The 436-nt window shown below is 25.0% G+C and carries 1 protein-coding gene; it reads right to left on the bottom strand.

Annotated features, from left to right (window positions below; translation table 11 throughout):
• Positions 1–367: 6-bladed beta-propeller (locus J8281_RS19110; protein ID WP_210199250.1), on the bottom strand; the 367-nt coding region annotated here is incomplete at its 3' end.
• Between the last annotated feature and the right edge of the window lie 69 nt (positions 368–436).

The raw sequence follows: 436 nt of genomic DNA, 5'->3' as shown, positions 1-436 counted from the left end.
ACGGCCCTTTACCAATAGACTTATACTCCCAAACTAACTCTCCTGTTAAATTATAACAGAATAGTTGTTTCGCGTTTTTACTATCTAAAATAAAAATATAATCACCATGTTGCCTTATAACCGAAATATCTCCAATAAGACTTTGCATATCTAAGTGTATAACATTTTTTATATCAAAATAATCATAAAAGTTGCCCTTAATTATTGAGGATAAATCAACACTTATATTTGTAATATTTGCTTCATCAGTGAAAATTTTATTATTTTTTGCAACTTTTACTGGGTTTTTAAAAAAAACTTTTGTTTGATTAGGATTTTTACAGGAAAGACAAAGTACAATGAATATTAAGCTAAAATATTTGCTCATAATATATATACATGATTTATAAAAGTCCAGAGAATATGTTTTCTCTGGACTTAATTTATAATAAATTTA

The organism is Aquimarina sp. U1-2 (assembly GCF_017897595.1).
In the GTDB taxonomy this organism is placed as follows: Bacteria; Bacteroidota; Bacteroidia; order Flavobacteriales; family Flavobacteriaceae; genus Aquimarina.
The sequence above is the reverse complement of the archived record's forward strand: the minus strand, read 5'-3'. Positions and strand labels throughout refer to the sequence as shown.